The 20,646-nt window shown below is 61.7% G+C and carries 16 protein-coding genes and 2 tRNA genes; 6 read left to right on the top strand and 12 right to left on the bottom strand.

What is annotated here, in order from left to right:
* Positions 1–37 precede the first annotated feature (37 nt).
* From ACNPN0_RS08495 to ACNPN0_RS08485, 3 genes are all read right to left on the bottom strand, one after another.
* Positions 38–1,120 (bottom strand): alpha/beta fold hydrolase, encoded by a 1,083-nt coding sequence (locus ACNPN0_RS08495; RefSeq protein ID WP_332488280.1) that lies wholly within the window; start codon positions 1,118–1,120, stop codon positions 38–40.
* Positions 1,117–1,644, bottom strand: coding sequence for a PadR family transcriptional regulator (locus ACNPN0_RS08490; RefSeq protein ID WP_448937423.1), 528 nt, complete (start codon positions 1,642–1,644; stop codon positions 1,117–1,119). Before ACNPN0_RS08490 ends, ACNPN0_RS08495 begins: the two co-directional genes overlap by 4 nt.
* Before the next feature lie 168 nt (positions 1,645–1,812).
* Positions 1,813–3,645 carry a phosphoenolpyruvate carboxykinase (GTP) gene (locus ACNPN0_RS08485; protein WP_448937422.1) on the bottom strand — a complete coding sequence of 611 codons (1,833 nt, stop codon included), beginning with the start codon at positions 3,643–3,645 and terminating at the stop codon, positions 1,813–1,815.
* A gap of 317 nt (positions 3,646–3,962) precedes the next feature.
* Here ACNPN0_RS08485 and ACNPN0_RS08480 point away from each other — a divergent pair.
* From ACNPN0_RS08480 to ACNPN0_RS08470, 3 genes are all read left to right on the top strand, one after another.
* A tRNA-Arg gene (locus tag ACNPN0_RS08480) sits at positions 3,963–4,039 on the top strand.
* 60 nt (positions 4,040–4,099) lie between these two features.
* Entirely contained in the window at positions 4,100–4,675 is a 576-nt protein-coding gene (locus tag ACNPN0_RS08475; protein ID WP_448937421.1) for a GNAT family N-acetyltransferase, read from the top strand.
* Between the two features lie 101 nt (positions 4,676–4,776).
* Positions 4,777–4,853: transfer RNA gene (locus ACNPN0_RS08470), tRNA-Arg, on the top strand.
* A gap of 76 nt (positions 4,854–4,929) precedes the next feature.
* On the opposite strand, the gene ACNPN0_RS08465 is transcribed toward ACNPN0_RS08470, so the two are convergent.
* From ACNPN0_RS08465 to ACNPN0_RS08440, 6 genes are all read right to left on the bottom strand, one after another.
* Positions 4,930–5,949, bottom strand: a complete 1,020-nt coding sequence (locus tag ACNPN0_RS08465) for a substrate-binding domain-containing protein (RefSeq protein WP_434692225.1) — start codon at positions 5,947–5,949, stop codon at positions 4,930–4,932.
* A 94-nt stretch (positions 5,950–6,043) separates the two neighbouring features.
* Positions 6,044–7,462, bottom strand: coding sequence for a GH1 family beta-glucosidase (locus ACNPN0_RS08460; RefSeq protein WP_448937420.1), 1,419 nt, complete (start codon positions 7,460–7,462; stop codon positions 6,044–6,046).
* Complete coding sequence (locus ACNPN0_RS08455; RefSeq protein WP_041648380.1) at positions 7,462–8,349, bottom strand: carbohydrate ABC transporter permease; 888 nt, start codon at positions 8,347–8,349, stop codon at positions 7,462–7,464. The genes ACNPN0_RS08460 and ACNPN0_RS08455 overlap by 1 nt, the downstream gene beginning before the upstream one ends.
* Positions 8,342–9,505: a carbohydrate ABC transporter permease gene (locus ACNPN0_RS08450; protein ID WP_105658846.1), complete on the bottom strand. Its 1,164-nt coding sequence runs from the start codon at positions 9,503–9,505 to the stop codon at positions 8,342–8,344. Before ACNPN0_RS08450 ends, ACNPN0_RS08455 begins: the two co-directional genes overlap by 8 nt.
* Before the next feature lie 96 nt (positions 9,506–9,601).
* Positions 9,602–10,930: an ABC transporter substrate-binding protein gene (locus ACNPN0_RS08445; protein WP_448937419.1), complete on the bottom strand. Its 1,329-nt coding sequence runs from the start codon at positions 10,928–10,930 to the stop codon at positions 9,602–9,604.
* 328 nt (positions 10,931–11,258) lie between these two features.
* Positions 11,259–13,175 carry an ExeM/NucH family extracellular endonuclease gene (locus ACNPN0_RS08440; protein WP_448937418.1) on the bottom strand — a complete coding sequence of 639 codons (1,917 nt, stop codon included), beginning with the start codon at positions 13,173–13,175 and terminating at the stop codon, positions 11,259–11,261.
* Between the two features lie 221 nt (positions 13,176–13,396).
* On the opposite strand from ACNPN0_RS08440, the gene ACNPN0_RS08435 reads away from it, so the two are divergent.
* From ACNPN0_RS08435 to ACNPN0_RS08425, 3 genes are read left to right on the top strand one after another with little or no spacing between them, the layout of a single operon-like run.
* Positions 13,397–14,179 (top strand): ABC transporter ATP-binding protein, encoded by a 783-nt coding sequence (locus ACNPN0_RS08435; RefSeq protein WP_448938880.1) that lies wholly within the window; start codon positions 13,397–13,399, stop codon positions 14,177–14,179.
* 3 nt (positions 14,180–14,182) lie between these two features.
* Positions 14,183–16,513 carry a YhgE/Pip family protein gene (locus tag ACNPN0_RS08430; protein WP_448937416.1) on the top strand — a complete coding sequence of 777 codons (2,331 nt, stop codon included), beginning with the start codon at positions 14,183–14,185 and terminating at the stop codon, positions 16,511–16,513.
* Entirely contained in the window at positions 16,510–17,121 is a 612-nt protein-coding gene (locus tag ACNPN0_RS08425) for a TetR/AcrR family transcriptional regulator (protein WP_448937415.1), read from the top strand. The genes ACNPN0_RS08430 and ACNPN0_RS08425 overlap by 4 nt, the downstream gene beginning before the upstream one ends.
* Here ACNPN0_RS08425 and ACNPN0_RS08420 read toward each other — a convergent pair.
* The 3 genes from ACNPN0_RS08420 to ACNPN0_RS08410 all read right to left on the bottom strand — a co-directional run bounded on the left by ACNPN0_RS08420 (position 17,118) and on the right by ACNPN0_RS08410 (position 20,622).
* Positions 17,118–18,731 (bottom strand): ABC transporter transmembrane domain-containing protein, encoded by a 1,614-nt coding sequence (locus tag ACNPN0_RS08420; RefSeq protein ID WP_448937414.1) that lies wholly within the window; start codon positions 18,729–18,731, stop codon positions 17,118–17,120. The genes ACNPN0_RS08425 and ACNPN0_RS08420 overlap by 4 nt on opposite strands.
* An 8-nt stretch (positions 18,732–18,739) precedes the next feature.
* Positions 18,740–19,867, bottom strand: coding sequence for a DUF1611 domain-containing protein (locus ACNPN0_RS08415; protein ID WP_448937413.1), 1,128 nt, complete (start codon positions 19,865–19,867; stop codon positions 18,740–18,742).
* Positions 19,868–20,094: 227 nt separating this feature from the next.
* Complete coding sequence (locus tag ACNPN0_RS08410) at positions 20,095–20,622, bottom strand: SixA phosphatase family protein (RefSeq protein ID WP_105658818.1); 528 nt, start codon at positions 20,620–20,622, stop codon at positions 20,095–20,097.
* Between the last annotated feature and the right edge of the window lie 24 nt (positions 20,623–20,646).

The following is a 20,646-nucleotide window of genomic DNA, read 5'->3' as shown; positions in this document are numbered from 1 at the left end:
GATCCATGGGGAATCCGCCTGCAGCACTTTTTTGCCTTTATTTTCCGGTATCCGCGGGAGAATCCGGCTTGCCACCCTGTTTCGGTGCCTTCTTCTTCAAATCGAACTTTTTCGGGTCCAGCTTTCGAGGATCGATTTTCCCGGCGAACCTGCCAGGCTTCTTCTGCCCGGCTTCTTGAGCTGGCGGCGCGGGCTCCCCGGCTTCCAGGTCCTGATTCGCCGGCGCTTCAGCGGCTTGTTCCACCGGTGTTGCTTTCGCGCCGGGTGCCGGCTTCGCAGCCTGCGGATCAACCAGGATCTGGTGCAGGCCCGCATCGGAAATCCACTTGCGCAGCACCGAGTTGAACAGGATCGGGTTCTCGATATTCCATTGGTGGTGCATGCCCGGAACCACGCGCGTGATCACCTGCGGGAGCCTTGCGCGCAGCGCGTCAAAGGATTTCTGAACAACTTTCGGCTCTTTGGCTCCAGCGAGGGCCAGTACCGGGCCCCGGTAGGAGCCGAGCTTCTGCGGCAATCCCCCCGGGTCCATCTCGTCCATGATGGCCCGCATGTTCTCGGCTTTGAGCTTCACGCCGTGCTCGGTGAACAGCTCGCGCTCATCATCCACCATTCCGTAGGCACCAGCCTGGAAACGCCAGAACCACTCGCTGCCAATGAGCTTGAGCTGCATCCGCTGGAAAGCCCGGGCCGCCTGGCCCACACCGGTCACCGGAGTGCCGGTAATCAGCACGGAGTCAACGAGCTCCGGATGCCGGGCGGCCACGTGCAAAGCAATCACTCCGCCCAGGGAAATGCCAACCAGGTGCACGCCGCCTTCGGAAACCTCGTCGGCGATCAAGGCTGCGACATCATCGGCGGCGGATTCCAGGCCATCCCAGGTCTCCTCGAACCGGGCGCCAAAGGCCGGCAGGTGCAGCGTCAGGATGTTGCAGTCGCCAAAGGCCAGAACCTGCGGGTCCCAGCTCCAGTTGCCGACGTTTCCGCCGTGGAGGAAGACCAGGGTCTTCATCGACCGTTGCCCATCGTGATGCCGCCCGGGATGCACTTCCGGATAATCGGTGGCATCGCGCCCGGCACCGCTTGCAGGGGTCTTGTTCTGGTCTTTGGCTGCAGTCATGGCAAGTACTCCAATACCGCGTCGAGCCATTCCAGCTCCGCGGCTTGTTGTCGGATTGCATGGTCAAGTGTGGCAGCCATCAGGAAGCTGCGACGGTCCGCAGCGGCTCGCATGTCAATGCCTTCGCGCTGGGAGAGGTAGTCATCGAGGATGAACTGCGTGGCTTGGCGGCGTTCCTCCAGCAAGTTCTGGATATCATCGCGTTCGAGTTCGGCGGCGAAGAACACCTGCCCCATGAAGGGATCACGCTCGGGAGACTGCACCGCACCAGCAGAAAGCCACTGGGCCAGTGCCGCACGTCCCGTTTCCGTGATGTGGTGCTCCTGGCGGTCAGGGTAATTCGACTGCGCGACGGTGCGCACGGTGGCATACCCCTTGTCCACCAGCTGCGCCAAAGTGCGATAGATCTGCGCCTTGTCTGCGTTCCAGAAGTGGTTAATAGAGGAGTCAAAGTGCTTCTTGAGCTCGTAGCCAGTCATGGGCGACAAGCACAGCAGCCCGAGAATCAATCGTGCCAAAACCATAGAGCAATCTTTTCATAAATAGTTGATTTTGCACCCACTTTGCCCCGGCGTGTGGAAACTGTACCCGGATTGTGACAATTCCTCCGTGGCGCACGAGAAAGCCCCGGTGACTGGAATTCCAGTCACCGGGGCGTTTCCATGTGCGGATCTGCTGGAGATCCTAGTCAACTACGCGTTCAGGCGATCCTTCAAGCCGTCGAGCTCTGCACGCAGCGAAGCCGGCAGCGCATCGCCGAACTTGGCGTACCACTCTTCGATGGCCTCGACTTCGGTAGCCCATTCATCCTTGTTGACAGCTACTGCCGCTTCAACGTCGGCTGGGGTGAACCCTTCAAGGCCAGCCAAATCCAGCGACTCGCCGGTCGGGACGTTTCCGATGATGGTTTCCCGGGCGTCCGCGGTGCCTTCGATACGCTCGACAGCCCACTTGAGCACACGCGAATTGTCGCCGAACCCTGGCCACGCGAAGCCACCGTCAGCCGTGCGGCGGAACCAGTTCACCAAGAAGATCTTCGGCATCTGCTCTGGGTTGAGCTTGTTCGAGATCTTGTCCCAGTGGTTCAGGTAGTCACCTGCGTTGTAGCCGATGAATGGCAGCATCGCCATCGGGTCACGGCGAATCACTCCGGTCGCACCTGCAGCGGCTGCGGTGGTCTCGGAGGAAAGGGTCGAACCCATGAAGATGCCGTTGGTCCAGCTGCGGGCTTCGGTCACCAGCGGAATGGTGGTCTTGCGGCGGCCGCCGAAGAGGATCGCATCGATCTTCACGCCATTAGGCGAGTAGTAATCCTCGGAAAGCATGTCGACCTGGTCGATCGGGGTGCAGAAGCGCGAGTTAGGGTGCGCTGCCGAACGACCGGATTCAGGAGTCCAGTCGTTGCCCAACCAGTCGGTCAGGTGCGCAGGAGCCTCGTCGGTCATGCCCTCCCACCAAACGCCGCCTTCATCGGTCAGCGCAACATTGGTGAAGATGTTGTTGCCCTTGGAGATGGCGCGCATCGCGTTCGGGTTGGTGGACCAGCCGGTGCCTGGCGCCACGCCGAACAGGCCGTATTCGGGGTTAACGCCGCGCAGCTCGCCGTCCTTGCCGATGCGCATCCAGTTGATGTCATCGCCCAGGGTCTCAGTCTTCCAGCCTTCAATGGTTGGATCCAGCAGCGCCAAGTTGGTCTTGCCGCAGGCCGACGGGAATGCCGCGGCAATATGGTACGACTTGTTCTGCGGGCTGGTCAGCTTCAGGATGAGCATGTGCTCTGCGAGCCAGCCTTCATCGCGGGCCATCGCCGAGGCGATGCGCAGCGAGTAGCACTTCTTGCCCAGCAGCGCGTTGCCGCCGTAGCCCGAACCGTAGGACATGATGGCACGCTCTTCGGGGAAGTGCACGATCCACTTGTCTTCGTTGCATGGCCAGGCAACATCTTCCTGGCCCGGCTCCAGTGGTGCACCTACCGAGTGCAGCGCTGGAACGAAGAATGCATCCTCGGCTTCCATCTTGCGCAGTACTTCATTGCCGATCTTGGCCATGATGCGCATCGAGGCAACGACGTAGGCGGAATCGGTGATTTCCACGCCGTAGGCAGGCACTTCCGCGTTCAGCGGGCCCATGACGAATGGGATGACGTACATGGTGCGTCCGCGCATCGAGCCATCGAACAGGCCGCTGAGCATGGACTTCATCTTGGTTGGGTCTTCCCAATTATTGGTGAAGCCTGCATCTTCTTCCTTTTCGGAGCAGATGAAGGTGCGCTCTTCGACTCGGGCCACATCCTTGGGGTCCGAGAAACCAGCGTAGGAGTTAGGGAAGTTCGGATCGGTCAGCTTGACCAAGGTGCCGGCTTCAACCAGCTCGGCAGTCAGGCGATCATTTTCTTCAGCTGACCCATCAACCCAATAAACACGATCCGGCTTCGTCAGTGCGGCAACTTCCTCAACCCAGGTTGCCAACTTCTCGTGCGAAGTAGGTGCTGCGCTGATAACGTTCTGATCCGAGCTCGTGCTCATTATCCATTCCCTCCATTGGGCTGAACTTGCAATAAATCAAGGCTATTAGGTGCTCAACTCCAGCGCCGTGTGATCGAAACCTCATGAAAGTGAAACCCGGAGGACCAGAAGGAAAAAATTCCCGAAATTCCGGGGGTTGGTCTAAACGAATTGACTCGATTATGTGACGAAGGTCACGTAGACCGGTACCCTTTCAACGTCTTCACATAACCTTATGTTCATCTGGACCCACTAGCTTTGCCCGTCGATTTGTACAGCGCGAAATCGACCTGTATAGTTATTCGAGGTTCGTGAGAACGAGCCACACAAAAGAATATGCGCCCATAGCTCAGCTGGATAGAGCGTCTGTCTACGGAACAGAAGGTCAGGGGTTCGAATCCCTTTGGGCGCACCAACTGAAAAATTCCCACTCGCTCGAGTGGGAATTTTTTGTTTCCCCCCAAAGGATTGCCCGATGACGCAGCTTGCTCTAGGCGGCCAGCTCAGCCTGCGCCTGCTGGAAGTCGCCGACGCAAAGCAAGTCGCCGAGTCCTACCAGCGCAATCGACAGCACCTGGAGCCCTGGGAGCCGGCTCGCCCCGCAGAATTCTTCACCGAGACGCGGCAAGCGGCACACCTCGCAGCCGCCTCAGAAGCTCGCCGAAGCGGATTGGCCTTTCCCTTCGGGCTCTTCGAACGGGATGCGCTCATCGGACGCTTTAATATCAGCGGAGTGGCCCGTGGCTCATTCCAAAGCGCCAGCCTGGGCTACTGGATCGATCATGAATACACCGGGCGGGGCTTGGCTTCCCGAGCCGTGGCCACCTTGCGCACGGTGGCGCTCAACGATCTGGGCTTGCACCGGCTGGAAGCCAGCACGCTCCCCCACAATTACGGCTCGCAGCGCGTTCTTGAAAAGAACGGCTTCGTCCGAATTGGCATGGCACCCAACTATTTGGAGATCGAAGGACGCTGGCAGGACCACAATCTCTACCAAGCGATCTTGCACGATCAATCGGCTTCCAATCCCAGTGATTCCGTAGTCGACTAGTTATTTTGTGAATCACGGCACTTTTTGCTGTTTTGGTTCTTGCTCCCCGGAAATCTCGTGTAAAGTTATTCAAGTCGTCAAGACGGCTAATAAATGAATATGCGCCCATAGCTCAGCTGGATAGAGCGTCTGTCTACGGAACAGAAGGTCAGGGGTTCGAATCCCTTTGGGCGCACCAATGAAAATTCCCACTCGATCGAGTGGGAATTTTTTTGTTAAATCCCGGCGGGGAACGGCAACAGTGCCGCAACAAACTAGTGCGAAGCGCGCAACACCAATTTCGTGTCCATGATGCTCCACTCGGGTACCTGTTCTCCGTTGATGCGTTTGATCAACAGTTCCGCCATGATTTCGCCCTGGCGCTCCGGGTTCTGCGCAATGGTCGTCAACGGCGGTGTCGAGCTTCGCGCGAAAGAGTCATCATCAACGGACGTTACCGAAATGTCCTCCGGCACTTTCACACCGGCTTCCCCTAGGGCCTGCAAAGCTCCGAAGCCCATCTGGGCACTGGCGGCAAACAGGCCGTCTACCGCAACATCCGCGTCCAGCAGCTGCTGCATGATGCGCCGTCCGCTAGCCGGGGTGAAGTCGCCGATCTCAATAGCCGCAGGCTCCAGGCCCGCGCGTTCAACTGCCTGCTTGAATCCCACCAAACGGTCCAGTCCCGCGCCCATGTCCTGTGGCCCGGCAATAATTGCCAGCTTGGTGCGCCCTTGGCCAATGATGACCTCAGTCGCTTGCCTGGCGGCGGCGATGTTGTCGATATCGACAACATAGATGTCCTTTTGATCGGTGCTCATGGTGCGTCCGCCATAAACCATGGGCAACACAGTTCCGAGATCCGCGTAGGAACGGTCATCCGCGTGGTGCGAAAGCACCAGCGCGCCATCCACATTGCTGCCTTGCAGGTAACGGGTGGTTTTCACCGGATCCGCTTCGGTGGACAGCAGCAAGGTGAGCATGAATTCGGTATCGGCCAGGTACTGGGCAGCGCCCTGGACAACCTTGGCGAAGTACGGGTCTGCGAAGAACTTCGCGGTGTTCTCGGGAACCACCAAGGCGATGGAATTGGTCCGGCCCTGCGCCAGGGAACGGGCGGCACGGTTAGGCACGTAGTTCAATTCGCGGATCGCCAATTCAACAGCCTTGCGAGCCCCTGGCTTCACCCGATCCGAGCCATTCACTACACGGGAGACCGTGGCCCGTGAGACACCTGCGCGTTCTGCCACCAACTCGAGGGTCGGTTTCGGGCTCCGCGCTTCGTGCATGATCATGATCTTTATCCAGGTGCCTTGCAGTAGTCCGTCGGTGAAACACGATGATGGTCCGCAGCACCATCGGCAGGCTGCGGACCATCATGCTCAGGTGTTATGCCATTGTACGGTTTGCGGCAATCAACCCTGCGTAGGCCTTGCCACTATTCTTAATCGTTCGCACCTGGGTCTGGTAATCGACGTGGATAATGCCAAAGCGCTTCGCGTAGCCCCACGCCCATTCGAAATTGTCCAGCAAAGACCAGACAAAGTATCCGCGGACATCCACACCGTCTTCTATCGCGCGGGCCACAGCATCAAGGTGGTTGAGGATGTATTCCTCGCGTTCGGGATCTTCAACGGTTCCGGCCTCCGTCACCGTATCGGTGTAGGAAGCGCCGTTCTCCGTGATGTACAGCGACGGAAGGTTAGCGTAGTCCCGGTTCAACCGGTTCAACAGCACGCGCAGCCCTTCAGGATTCACTTCCCAGCCCATGGCCGTGCGCGGCAGGTCGCGTGCCGGGAAGGTCACATACTCGCTGCCGACAAAAGGCGAAGACTTCGGCGAATCGGTAGGCACCATGGGCTGCGGCTGGCCGGCGGGCAGCGGATGGCCTGAAACGTTGTCATCGTGGTAATGGTTCACGCCCAAGAAGTCGATTGGCTGCGAGATGATCTCCAGGTCCCCTGCTTCAATGACTTCAGCCAGCCCCAAACCCCGGACGTCTTCAAGCAGGTCTTCGGGGTAGGAACCGCGCAGGACAGGGTCCAGGTACATGCGGTTCCACAATGCGTCGACGCGGCGCGCTGCTTCCAGATCCACCGGATCGCCGGGATTATTCGGGACCGCATTGGTCAGGTTCAGCGTGATGCCGATATGCTCCGCGCCCAGTTCGCGCAGCCGGGCGGTGGCCAACCCGTGGGCCAGATGCTGGTGGTGCACCGCTGCCAGCGCCGCTTCCGGTTCCTGGCGTCCCGGGGCATGCTCGCCGGCGGCGTAGCCAATCAGCGAAGAGCACAGCGGTTCGTTGAACGTCGTCCAGTGCTTCACGCGGTCGCCGAGCTTTTCATGCACAGCCTCCGCGTATTCGAGGAATTTGTAGGAGGTCTCGCGGTTGGTCCAGCCACCGCGCTCTTCCAATGCCTGCGGCAGATCCCAGTGGTAGAGCGTCAGCCACGGCAGGATGCCATTCTCCAGCAGCTCGTCGACCAGCCGGGAGTAGAAATCCAGGCCTTCCGGGTTCACGGTGCGGCCCCCGGGGACCACGCGAGCCCAGCTGGTGGAGAACCGGTAGGAGTCCAGGCCCAGTTCGCGCATGAGCTGCACGTCTTCGCGGTAGCGGTGGTAGTGGTCCACTGCGACCTCGAGGTTCTCACCTCCTGCGATGGCCCCTTGTTTGCGGGCGAAGGCGTCCCAGACCGAATCTTCCTTGCCGTAGGAATGGCCAGCGCCTTCAATCTGGGCTGCTGCCGTAGCCGAGCCCCATAAGAATTCCTTAGGCCACGCGAATTTTTGGGATAGGTGGTTCATCATTAGCCCTTTACAGCTCCTGCCATAATTCCGGATACAAGTTGTTTGCCTGCAAGTATGAAGAGCACCAGCAGCGGGATCGTGGCCAGCAGGGCCCCGGTCATCACGATGGTGTAGTCAACGTATCGGGCAGACTGCAGTTGGCTCAACGCCACCTGCAAGGTTGGGTTCTGCGGTGCCACCAGCATGGGCCACAGGTAGTCGGTCCAGGCGGTCATGAAGGTGAACAGCGACAGGATCGCCATTGCCGGGCGAGCCGCTGGAACCCCGACATGCCAGAAGGTGCCGATCATGGAGGCGCCATCCACGCGGGCGGCCTCAATCAGTTCATCGGGGATGTTCTCCACCAGGTACTGGCGCATGAAGAATACGCCGAAGGCAGTGACCAGGGTCGGGATGATGATGGCTCCCAGCGAGCCGGTCCAGCCGAATTGCTTCATCATCATGAACATCGGGATGATGCCCAGCTGGGTGGGCACGGCCAAGGTCGCGATCACGAAGACCAGCAGCCCCTGGCGTCCGCGGAAGCGCAATTTGGCGAACGCGTAGCCTGCCAGGGTGGAGAAGGAAACCACCGAGAAGGTGATCACCGAGGAGACGATGATGCTGTTGCCCAGGGCCGCCCAGAAATCGACGGAGTCCAGGACCTCGGCGACATTGGTCCAGAACTGGCCGCCTGGCAGCAGCGGCGGGTACGCCGAGGCGAACACCGCACCGGTGGAGGAACCGATGACGAACGAGTACCACAGCGGGTAGGTGCTGCCGATGAGGAAGGCCAGCAGGATTCCGTAGGTGAGGAAGCCAGGACGGCGGTCCATGGAGAAGTTCTTGCCGCGGCGCTGGGGCGCACGGACCTGGCGCGCGGGGCGTTCCACTGTTGCATTACTCATTTGCTGCACTTCCGCTCTGCGTTCCGTTGGCCGGCTTTGCTGCTTTGGCTTCGGCTCGGGCAGCTGCCCGACGTGCCGCTCGGGTTCTGCCAGTGCTGCCGGCGCCCTTCTTGTCGGCCGAAGAAGCGATGGATCCGGAGATCAGGAAATTGATCACGCCGATCACGATGATGATCAGGAAGAGGATCCAGGCCACGGCCGAGGCGCGTCCGAAGTCCCCGCGATTGAAGGCCAGGTCCCAGAGGTAGAGCACCGTTGTCTGGTACTGGCGGTCCGGGCCGCCGGGAACCGAGCTGCTGGGGTTGAACAGCTTGGGTTCGGTGAAGATCTGCAGGCCGCCGATGGTGGCAGTGATGATCACGAAGATCATCGTGGGGCGGATGCTGGGCAAGGTAATCGAGAAGAAGCGGCGGATCACACCGGCGCCGTCGATGGCCGCCGATTCATGCAGTTCGCGTGGCACTGCCTGCATGGCTGCCAGCAGGATCAGCGCGTTGTAGCCGGTCCAGCGCCAGTTCACCATGGTCGCAATAGCCATATGCGACGGGAAGACCTCGGTCTTCCACGCGATCGGGTCGATATTCACGGCGGCCAGCAGGTTGTTCAGCACGCCATACTGCTCGTCGAATGCCGAGGAGAAAATCAGTGTGACGGCCACCGGCGTGACCACGTAGGGAACCAGCACGCTCATGCGCCAGAAGGTCTTGGCGCGGATGTTCTGGTCCAGCATGGCCGCGATGAACGTCGCGATCACCAATTGCGGGATGGCCGAAAGCAGGAAGATGCTGAAGGTGTTGAACAGGGAATTCCAGAACAGCGGAGAGGTCAGTTCGGCTTTGTAGTTTTCCAGGCCGATCCAGGCTCCTGCTCCGCCGAGCAGATCCCAGTCATTGATCGAGACGACGAACGTGTAGATCAGGGGGAACAGGCCCACCAGGCCGAAGAGAATGAAGAAAGGCGAGATGTAGAGGTATGGGGAGTACTTGAAATCCCACCGCCCGCGAAGGTGCCGGCGGCGCGTCTTGCGCTCGTCCCTGGTCTCGGCCGGCTTAGCCCCGGCCGGAGCATTGTTCCCCTTGTTCCAACGCTGTGGCTGCGGACTGGGCGCGCTGGCGTCCCGGTCTTGTTCCGGGGCATCGTGTGTTGTGGTGCTCATCAGTGGCATCTTTCCTGCTGCAGTAGCTGTCCAGGCATGGGCCGCAACCTCGTTGCGTGCCGCGGCCCCTGCCTGGATTCGAAGCGGGCTACGGGATTACTTGATTTCCAGTTCCTGCAGGGTGGAGAGGGCCTTGTTCCAGGCGGTCTCGCTGTCGCTGCCAGCATCGATCGCCTTGATAGCCGGGCCGAAGACCTGCTCCTGGATCACCGAATCCTGCGGGCCCTTGTACTGGGCCTGGACGCCGTTGGCGCGGTTGCCCAGGATTTCGCCCACCCGTGCGTTATTGAAGAATTCGCTCATCTCATTCGCGCCGGTCACTGCCTCGGACTTCTGCGCTTCCAGGTTCGAAGGGAACGTGCCGGCTTCCTCGAATGAGGTCGCCTGCGACGATGCGCTGGTCAGGTACTGGGCGAGCTTCGCAGCCTCGGCCGGGTGCTCGGAGGTGGTCGGCACGGTCAGGAACGAGCCGCCCCAGTTGGCCGCGCCGCCCGGGAAGACATCTGCGAAGTCCCAGCCTGCGCTGGAGTCTCCGCCGGCACCCTCAACCTGGCCCTTGACCGTGCCAAGCATCCAGCCCGGGCAAGGCATGACGGCGAAGGAACCATCAACGAAGGCCTGGCCCTTGCCCCAGTCCCACTGGGTCTGGTTGGCCGACAGCCCCTTGGACGCAGCATCGGAGAGCAGGTCCCAGCGCTCGCGCAGTTCGGCGTTGCCCTCGATATTCAGTGATCCGTCAGCCTTGTAGTAGCCCTCGTCGAGCTGATTGACCATGGAATTCCAGACGAAACCGGACTGGTCGTAGAAGGCCTTGTCGGTCTTCTTCACATACTCGTTGCCTGCCTTGAAGAAGTCTTCCCAGGTTGCGTCGTCGCCACCGAGCAACTCGGCAACTTCTTCGCGCTCGCTGGGCATGCCAGCGTCCTTGAACAGCTTGGCATTGAAGCAGATGCCCATCGGCCCAATGTCCGTACCGTAGCCAATGACGCGGCCTTCTGGGTCGGTGGCCTGCTTGACCTTCCAGTCAACCCAATCCCCCGCTACCTCATTGGCACCGAACTCGCGCAGATCGGTGAAGGAATCTGCAACCGACATCACCTGGCCCAGCCAGCCTTCTTCCACTGCTTGGACATCTGGCAGGCCGGCACCCGCAGCCTGCTTGGTCTTCCAGTCGGTCAACGCGTTGCCACCGGTGTCGATGTTGGTGGCTTCGATGGTGATTCCAGGGTTTTCCTTCTGGTACTTCTCGTACAGCGGGTCCAGTCCCTGGGTGCCGAAGGTCGTCACGGTCAGCGTGACCGGGTTATCAGCCGAGGCCGGCTGGGCATCCTTGCTTGCGTCGGCTGCGCAGCCGGTTGCTACCAGAGCGATGCTTCCGGCAACGGCCGCGGCCAGTGCCAGTGGGGATTTGCGTGAGGGTTTCACGGTGACTCCATTTCGGATATGAATCGTGCGAGCGGGCGAGCGCCAACAAGTTTGAGAGCGCTCTCAAAATACGGCAAAAAAGAAAATTCCTGCGATTTCCTGGATGCCTGAAACGATGAAAGCGACTCTGCCAAACATTTTGTGAGCGCTCTCACAAATCTTCTCCAACAATTCTCCACGATGGAAGTTTTCTGTCAAGCCTTTTCCCCCAACGAATTCTCCACCCCGCAGCCAGCGCCCCTTTGGATTCCCCAAAGCGGGTTAAAAGAAGGTGGCCAGGCGTTCTTCAGGGAAGAAGAGCGCCCGGCCACCGCGCAAGCGGGAAAAGTCAGTTTTTCTTATCCAGCTGCAGTCCTACGAGCACCGGGTCATGATCCGAGGAACGGTACTGGTCAGCCGCGAACAGGTTAGTGATGTTGTTGTTGTAGCGGCTGTATTCGTAGCCCACGGATTCAAGGGCGTTGATGTTCCAGATGTCTTCTCCAGTCACCTTGCCCGCCAGCTTCTCCGAGGCGAAGATGTGGTCCAGCGAGCCTACCAAGCCGTCGTAGAGGTAGCTCTGGGAACCGGCTGCGGCGCCCAGGTCCACGTACCCGGCTTCAACCAGAACCTGCATCGGATCTTCAGCCGAATAGGAGTTGAAGTCCCCAGCCAGCAGCACCTGGTCGGTATTACGCGATTTCGTCAGCTCGTCCGCGAAGCCAACCAGCGCTTCCGCTTGGCCGACACGGGCTTCGTTCCAAGCGCCCTGGCCATCGCCGCTGTCGGCATTGCCCGATCCATCAGCAGGATCCGAGCCCTTGGACTTGAAGTGGTTGGCAACGACCAGGAAGCGGGTGTTCTGGTTTCCGCCGACACGCTGGAAGGCCTGGGCCAGTGGATCCCGGGCGTTCACGAATGCTGGATCGTCGAGGATGACCGACTCGTCGATGGGCTTCACGGCCTTGTCGCGGTAGATGATCGCGGTGCGGATAACATCTTCGTCAGCGGGCACAACCGATGGGGTCGGGACATAGCTCCAAACCTTCTGGCCAGCTTCCTGGTTCAGTTCGTTGACCAAGTGAGCCAGGGCGGCATCGCGGTTCTGGCCGAAGCGTGCCGAGTTCTCGATTTCTTCCAGGACAACCACGTCTGCGGTGAACTTGCCCAGTGCGGCAACGATCTTGGACTGCTGGCGCTCAAAGCTTTCAGCGGTCGCCGCGCCGCGCGCATCGCAACCACCGCGGACATTGATCGGATTGCCCTCGCGGTCGGTGTAGTACGAGCACCCATCGAGCATGTCGCCGGTAGTGGTGAAGTAGTTCAGCACGTTGAAGCTGCCAACGCTGACATTGCCGCCCACCTCTTGCGGAGCGTCGTTGTCGACCTGCTCGAAGTTCACGGCGATATCGGCATCATCGGCGCCGACCACCTGGCCCTGCGGCTGCAAACGCCACATATCGTAGCGGTAGTCCAAGATGACCGGTGCGATGAAGGATGCGTCAGCGCCCACGGTGACGCGCTGCTGCGCGTCGATGTACGGCAGGGCGATCTGCTTGTTCTTGCTGGTGGAGAAGTTCAGCGTGGCCCCGTCATCGACCACGATCGAGCGCTGCTCGTTTTCCGCCGCGAGAGCCTTGGCCTGGGCACTGCCCGGCTTGAAGACATCGGTTGGCTGGCGCAGCAGCCGTTCGCCGGGCAGGATCTCGCTGGTGCCCATGGCCAAGCTCAGCTCGCCGTACTGGTTCAGCGAGTAGTTGTCCGAGACGGTGAACTCGCCCTGCGGTTCGATCAGCATGGATTCGAAGCACTCGCGCTCGGCATCGCTGCTCGGCAGCGAAATGGCCAGCGGCTTGACGCTCTGCGCCGGTTCATCGAGCACCTCGACACTGCCGGCCTTGAGCTGGGTCAAGCCATAGTATTCGGACACTTCGCCAGAAACCTGGACATGGTCGCCGACGCTCACCGAGGAAACCTCATCCGGCGCGTACACGAAGATCGCCGAGCTCGCCTGGCCCGAGGCATCTACGCCGCTGCCAGCACTCTGCAGATAGAAGCCGCGGAATCCGCCGTCGGCATAGGCTCCGGTGACAACACCGCGCACAGTTGCGTCCTGGCCAGCCATGGGTGAGCTGTCGCCGGTCCCCTGGATCTGCTCGATGGGGGTGATTTCGGCAGTATCGGCGTGTGCCGCCGAGAAGCTCGAAACCGCAAGCGCGGTTCCCAGCACCGTGGCAGCGATGCGAGTGGGACGTCTATTGATCATGTTTTTCCCTAGGTAGATATTCAAGCAGCGGCGGCCCTGCCGCGTGCATGGGCCTGGTTCCAAGGTAAGCAAAGCCCGATTAACTGCTCCTGAACTCTGCCCCGCTTTTTCGTGACGTACCTAACAACCATCAAAGGTCATCAAACGCTTTACGTCCAGTAGTGATTAAAGGAATCTTTTCACTAATTGAACTGACCGGTCAGTTCAATTAGTCTATTACTGTGCTTACCGCAGATTCCATTACCGTCAAGGGGCGCCACGACCAGCTCGTGGGGCCCACCTCCGTGCAACTGCAAAGAGGTGAACTGCAGCTGCTGGTATCCGAGCCGCAGATTTCCCGGACCGCGCTGGCCCTTGTACTGAGCGGACGCATGGCACCCAGCTCCGGAACCGTGGTGTGGAACGCAGACCCGAAGCTGCGAACCCTGCGCAAGCACAGCGCTCTGGTCGATTCGCCGGGGATCAATGAACCCGAGTCCCACTTGAAGGTTTGCGATCTTGTCGCAGAAGATCTGGGACTGATCCCGGGACCAAGCTGGCGCAAGCCCGGCGCCAGGAAGTGGATGGCGGAGCATGGATTCGACGATATCGCCAGCTGCTGGAGCGATGCCATCGATCCGGGCCGCCTCTTCGAGCTCCAGCTCCTGCTGGCTGCCGAGAATCCCCGTCTTGAATTGCTCATCGTCGATTCACCGGACCGGCACGATCTGGAAGACGAGCATTGGCTCGAGACCCTGGAGAACTTCGCTTCCTCGCATCGGGAATTCGCGGTCCTGGCTATCGTCAGCCGGCTGCCCCAGTGCTGGCAGCAGCAAGCTGGGCAGGCCGCCGACCCGGAACCCGCAATGCTCCCGCTGCCCGATCCATCCACCGGGTTCATCCAAGACGAACTCGATCTGGGCCTGGATCATCTGGCCATGGCCGAGGGCATCGCGGACAACCACGACTTCTTCCTCCCAGCCGACGAACTTGCTGACGCTGTTCAGTGCGAAGCAAAGGAATAGCCCATGACAACTTTGCGACTTGCCCTCTCCGAGCTCAAGCGGATGAGCCGCGGCACCTTGCCCAAACTGGCGCTCATCGCGGTCACCTGCGTTCCGCTGCTCTATGGCGCGCTCTACCTCTACGCCAACTGGGACCCCCAGGGAAACCTCGACAAGGTCACGGCCGCCGTGGTCAATCTGGATGAAGGCGCCGAACAGGACGGCGAGGAAACCCGAGTCGGCGACGACGTCGTCGAGGAATTGGAAGACGACGGCACCTTCAGCTGGGCGCACGTGGATTCCAAGGCGGAAGCCGAGCAGGCCGTGGCCACCGGCCAGTACGCCTTTGCGCTGATCCTGCCCGAGGACTTTTCCTCGGCCCTGGTCTCGCCGGGCGATTTCGATGATGCCGAACAGGCCAATATCGAGCTGCTGACCAACGATGCCAATAACTTCATGGTGTCCAACTTCGCCAAAACGCTGGCTACCACGGTGCGCACCTCGGTCGCCCAGGAAGTGGGAACCGAAACGGCTTCGGCGATGATCGCCGGATTCGTGGACATCCACGATTCGATGGGCGAAGCCGCAGACGGCGCCGGGAAGCTCTACGATGGCACCCTGCGACTGGGCGATGGCGTGGTCACCTTGGCCGATGGCACCACCAAGCTCGTCGATGGCAGCACCGAGCTGAACTCGGGCACCAAGACCTTGAAGAATGGCACCGCCGACCTGTCGGGAGGGTTGGGCCAACTGGTCGACGGCCAAACCCGGCTGCGCGACGGCAGCGCCGAACTGGCCGACGGCACCGCGCAGCTGGCCGACGGCAGCAAAGAGCTGAGCGACGGCCTGCACACCTTGAAGACGCAGACCAAAGCGCTGCCCGGTTCCGTCTCGAAGCTGGATCAAGGCGCCGCCAGCGCGAAAGAAGCCGCCGATCAGCTTGCTGCCGGTTCACAGCAGGTCGCAGACGGCAACCAGCAGCTGGCCAGCACAGCAGATGAGGCCATCGCGGTAATCGACCAGCTGCAGGCCAACACGAAAACGCAGCTGGATAGCGTCAAGGAAGATACGCAGCAGCGCCTGGACGAGTTGGTCAGCAGTGGCGTGCTCACCCAGGACCAGGCTGATTCCATCCAGAGCACGGTCAGCCAAAGCGTGCAGAATTCTACGCTCGGCGATGCCTTGGATACCAAAGTCACCCAGGTCAATAGCGAGTTATCTACCCTGCAAACGCAGCTGCACACCCTCGCCGACGGATCGGCGCAGGTAGCCGAAGGAAACCAGCAGCTGGCCACCGGCCTGGGCACCCTCGCGGATGGCACCAAGGCGTTGGATGACGCCATGCCTGCACTCGCGAAGGGCATCGGCTCGGCAGCCCAAGGCTCGGCGAAGCTCGCCTCCGGCGCCGCCGAAGCCCACACCGGGGCAAAGACCCTGGCCGAGGGCCAGCAGTCCGCATTGAATGGCGCCACCGACGCGGCCGACGGCGCAAGCCAACTGGATCAGGGTGCCGGCACGCTGCTCGCCGGCACCGGAGCCCTGCACAACGGACTGGTGCAGCTCTCCGATGGAGTCGGCGAGCTCTCGGACGGCACCGAAGAACTGCAAGACGGCTCGGATGAATTGGCCGCCGGCCTGGAGGACGGCACCGGGAAGGTGCCGAACCCAGATGAGTCCACCAGCGGGCAACTGGCCGAAGTCATGGGCAATCCGGTAGCTGTCTCCAATAGCAAGCAGGCCGAGGCGCAGGCTTATGGCGAAGGTCTTGCCCCCTTCTTCATGACCCTGGCGACCTTTATCGGCGTGCTGATCCTGACCCAGGTGATGCGCCCGATGACCAAGCGCGCGCTGGCTTCCAACGGCAGCAACTGGAAAATTTCCATCGGCGGCTGGTTGCCCTTCGCCGCCATCGCAGTGCTGCAAACCAGCCTGCTCTACGCGGTGGTGCGATTCGGGCTGGGACTGCATGCCGCCCACCCGTGGCTGATCTGGGCTTTGCTGGCCGGTTCTGCCCTATGCTTCAGTGCCCTGATCCAGGGGTGCTTCGCGCTGCTGGGCACCGCGGGAAAGTTCGTGGTGCTGGTACTGATGGTCCTGCAGCTGGTCACCTCCGGCGGCACCTTCCCCTGGGAGACCTTGCCTAATTCGCTGCACCTGCTGCACCGGATCCTGCCCATGAGCAATGTGGTGATCGGCATGCGCCACCTGATGTACGGCGCGGATCTGGCAGTGCTGCCATCGGTTGCCGGTTCGTTGCTGCTCTACACCGCCATTGGACTAGTCTTGAGTATGCTTGCGGTACGCAAGAACAAGACCTGGAGCTTGAAAACACTGCAACCGGAGCTGAAAGAATGACAACGCCAACGGGCCAACGCCGCCGTGTGCGGGCCACGGATTCGAAGGAGAAGCTCTTCGAAGCGGCCATGCAGCTGCTCGGTTCGCGCTCCCCCGAGTCCGTCTCGGTGGACGAGATCGCGGCCGCGGCCGGCGTTTCCAAGGGCACCGTCTACTACAATTTCGGTTCCAAAGACGAGCTGGTCAGCCAGATCCTCAGCTACGGCGCGCACAAGCTCATGGGCGAACTGGCACGTGCGGCCTCCGGGGAAGACCCCTACCTTGCGCTGAGGCAGATGCTTGAATTCTCCATGGACTTCGTCGCCAACTACCCCTCCTTTGCCCACCTGTGGATGCAGGAGCAGCTGAGCGCGGACACCGCCAATGCGTTCGCCAGCACCCCGCTGCACACGCAGGTGACCGGGCTGATCATCGAGGTGCTCGAACGCCTGGTCGTACTCGAGCCTGACCAGAAGCTCTCGGTAGCCACCAGCATTTTCGGTGCCGCCTTGTTTACCGCCCGGATGCGCGCCTCGGGGCAGACCGGCCTGGATCGCGGGCAAACGGTGCGCGCCGTGCTGCTCACCGTGGATGGGCTTCGCGCTACCCGTCCGGCGGCCGGCTCCTAGGCCTGCGCTTCCCAGCTGGCGGTTTCCCTGATGCCAGGCAGTCCGGCGCTGAAGAGCAGCACCCCGGGATAGCCGTTGAGCAGTTCGGCCACGTCGCCGTAGGCTCCATCGGGCAAGCGGGTCAGCAGCGAATCGACCACCAGCAAGGGCGGTTCGCGCAACAGCGCCCGTGCCACCAGCAACGATGCTTGCTGCCCGGAACTGAGCGGTTCGCCGCCCCGGCGCAAGCGGGCTTCCGCTCCACCAGGCAAATCGGCCATCTTCAACCCGCAGGTTTCAGCCAGCGCCACGGCCTTGCGCAGCGAAGCACCCGGATGGCGATACCGCAGCGCACGGGCGACACTTCCGCGCTCGGGAACCATGGATTCCAATGCGGAGCCCACGAGCTTGCGGCGGCCGGCAGCAGGCAGATCCTCGCTGCGCCCCTCGGCGATCCACACCCCGGCCTGCGGGTCGGCGCCGTGCACCAGGGCGCCGGTAGCAATGGCCGAAAGCAGCGCCGCGCATTGGCCCTGGCTTCCACGCAGCGCAATTCGCTCCCCGGGCTGTGCCCGCAGGGTGGAAAACTGGTCGGCCATCCCTGCGGGCACCTGGATGCGCACCGAGGAAGGCTGGAGCATCAGCTCCTTGGCATCGCGGGTGCTTGCCGAAGATTCTTCGCGGGCCCGCCAGCGTTCCTGCTCGGCCAGCAGCGGCGCGATGATTCGCCGGCCCGCCTTGTAATTCTGCCGGTACTCCACCACGCGGCCCCACTCGCCCAGAGTTCCTGCGCAAATTCCCATCAGCGTCAGGGCGGTCGCCACGGCAGCTGGCGGAAGCTGCGCCATCGAGGCCGCTGCCACAACCAGCGCGGTACCCAGCAGCGGAATGGCCAGCGCCCCGCCACGCAGGGCGGCGGCGAACCGGGCGCGATGCACCGAAGCATCGATCACCTTCTGCGAGGAGTCCTGCACCCTTTGCACTTCACGTTCCACGCCGCCGCCGGCCGCAATAGCTGTCCGCGCCGCGACGGTATCGGCAATGCGCGAGGCCAGGCTTCCACGGTGCCGGCGCAAGGTCCTGGCGCTCAGGAAAGTACCCCCGGCCAAGGCCGCCAGCAGGACGCCCTCGAGCACCAGGGTCGCGGCCAAGCTCAGGGCCAGGAGCGGATGCAGGAACCACAGGCCCGCACCGCTGACAACCAGCAATGGAAAACCGGCGACCAACGGGACCATGCCCTGCACAATCCAGTTGCGGATCGAGGACAGGTCGTTGGTGGAACGGGCGATGGTGATGCCCATGGACGGACCGCGTGCACTGCGCAAAGCGTGCGTGACCAGCCCGCGGCGCAGCTGGGCCACATAATGCTGGCCGAGCTTCTCGGCCAGCACCCGTTCAGCGTACTTGGCCAGGAAGAAGCATCCCACCAAGCCCAGGACCGCGCCAAGAGCTGCCCAGCTGATGCGGGCCGAAAGCTGTCCGATCAGCCAGCCAATGGCAATCGAGAGCAAGCCGGCGAGAATGCCCAGGCTGAGCAATCCGGCCAGCAGCATCCGCCGCCCCGGCGCTACCAGCGCCGGCAGGCGCCCAGGCTGCGCCGGCTGCTCAACGGCGATCTTCTGGTCCAGCATCTTGGCTCCTAGCGGGTTGGCAGCAGGGCGGCGGCAACCTCTGCCTGGCACAGGTCGAAAGTCCCGATGACCGGGGTGGACAGCTGCGCATGGGCTTCCATCGCGGCCAGCGGGGAGGCCGTGAGCACCCCGGAAACCGCGGCAACATCCAGGCCTGCTTCGCGCAGGATCCGCTCTCCGGCCTGGGCACCCAAAGCGTCCTGGGCGCTGAACAGCACGCGGTCTACATGCTCGGCGAAAATCGGGTCGCGCAGCAAGCGGGAAGTTTCGCCCTGGAACAGCCCGTCGGCGATCTCGATGACCACTGCGTCTGCGCCGGTGGCGCTTTGCTCGCGGATCATCGCCACCAGCAGGTCGCGCACGGTTTCGTAGTCCAAGCGGTAGGTGGTTGGGAAGCCGAAGTCGGTGAAGTCGCAGACGCTGAAGGCGCCGGCATCGGTGAACAGGTTCGGATCATTGCCGGCACCCGTGCCGGTGGCCTTGCCTGCGGCAACTTCCATGCCGGAGTTGACCAGTCCGTTGACCAGGCATCCCAGGGTGGTGGACTTGCCGGAGTTCATCGAGGTGCCCAGCACTGCGATCACCGGCGGGCGCGGTGCGGCAACCTGCGCTGCGCGCGGCGATGCGTTCTCGATGCCCAGTGGAGCGAAGTCCGCCAGGTTCACGACCTTGCCGTGGCGCATCAGCAGACCTGCGGGCTGCAGCTGTGTCGCCATATCGATCGAGGCGTGCTGTTCGATGACTTCGCTGGCGACACCGCCGCCTGCAACCAGCTGGCATGGACCCAGGTTATCCGGCACATGGGCCAGGAACTGGTCTGGTGCGTAGCGGTGGCCGTAGGCGACCATGATTTCCTGTCCGACGAACATCAGCTGGCGGCGGGAAACCGGGGACTGCAGGCGCGTGTGCTTGCCTAGCTCGGTCACAGCCGCAATGACGACGTCGCCGGCACGCGGCACCATGTTTGCGCGGCGCACGATCTCGAAATCCTGCGGATTGCGCTGCAGCTCAGCTGCAACGAAGCGGGTGGTGTAGGCAGCGCGGATGGTGCGGGCGCGCTGTGCATCGATCTGCTGCTGCACTTCATTGCGCGCTGCGGGGGTCTGCGTTGGAAGTGATTCTGCGATGATGGCCATCTGCCTGTTCCTCTTTCAGTGTTTCCGGCCCGCCGTTGCGGTTTGCCGGTGCTGGCCGTGCTGCCAACGATTCCCAGTGAAACGAGCAATGGTTAACTGAAAGTGAATGGTTCATGAGGCGGCGAGGTGAATTCGATGAGAGGCCTATCATCTGCTTCTCATAAAGTCAGATCACCGCTTATTTACAGGCTGACTAGTGCATTAGAAAAAACTTGATGAGACTTCTCTCATGCGGGCCGCGGTGCGGTGAAATGCGTGACGCGCGCATCACGGGCATCCAGATGCGAGTACGGATGCTTGGTTTCCAGCACCGTGGTTCCCAGGGTCGGATAGTTCATCGCCAGCTCGTAAACGGCTTCTTCATCCGAGTCCATTGCCGCCAAGCGCAGCGCCAATTCCTGGAGCACCGGCTGGTGCCCGATCACCAGCAGGTTGCTGACCGTGTCGGGAACTTCATTGATGATGGAGCACAGCTGCGAGACTCCGGCGGTGAAGATGCGCGAATCGACGTAGGGGGTCGGGCCCTTCTCGCCGAGTTCGGAAAGCACCCAGGCGCAGGTGGAGCGCGCACGCAGCGCGTCGGAGCAGATGATGTAGTCCGGTATCAGGCCATTCTCCACAAGCCAGGCTCCGGCGGCCGGGGCTTCGCGGTGCCCGCGGGCCGCCAGCGGCCGGTCGTGATCCGCGACGCCCAGCGGGTAGTCGGCTTTGGCGTGGCGCATCAGCATGAGCTTGCGGGAATGCATGGTGTTCATTGTTCCAGCTTAAGACAGCAGTGG

The organism is Glutamicibacter sp. AGC84 (assembly GCF_053543575.1).
Note: the sequence above shows the minus strand (reverse complement) of the source record. Positions and strands in the feature narration are given on the sequence as shown.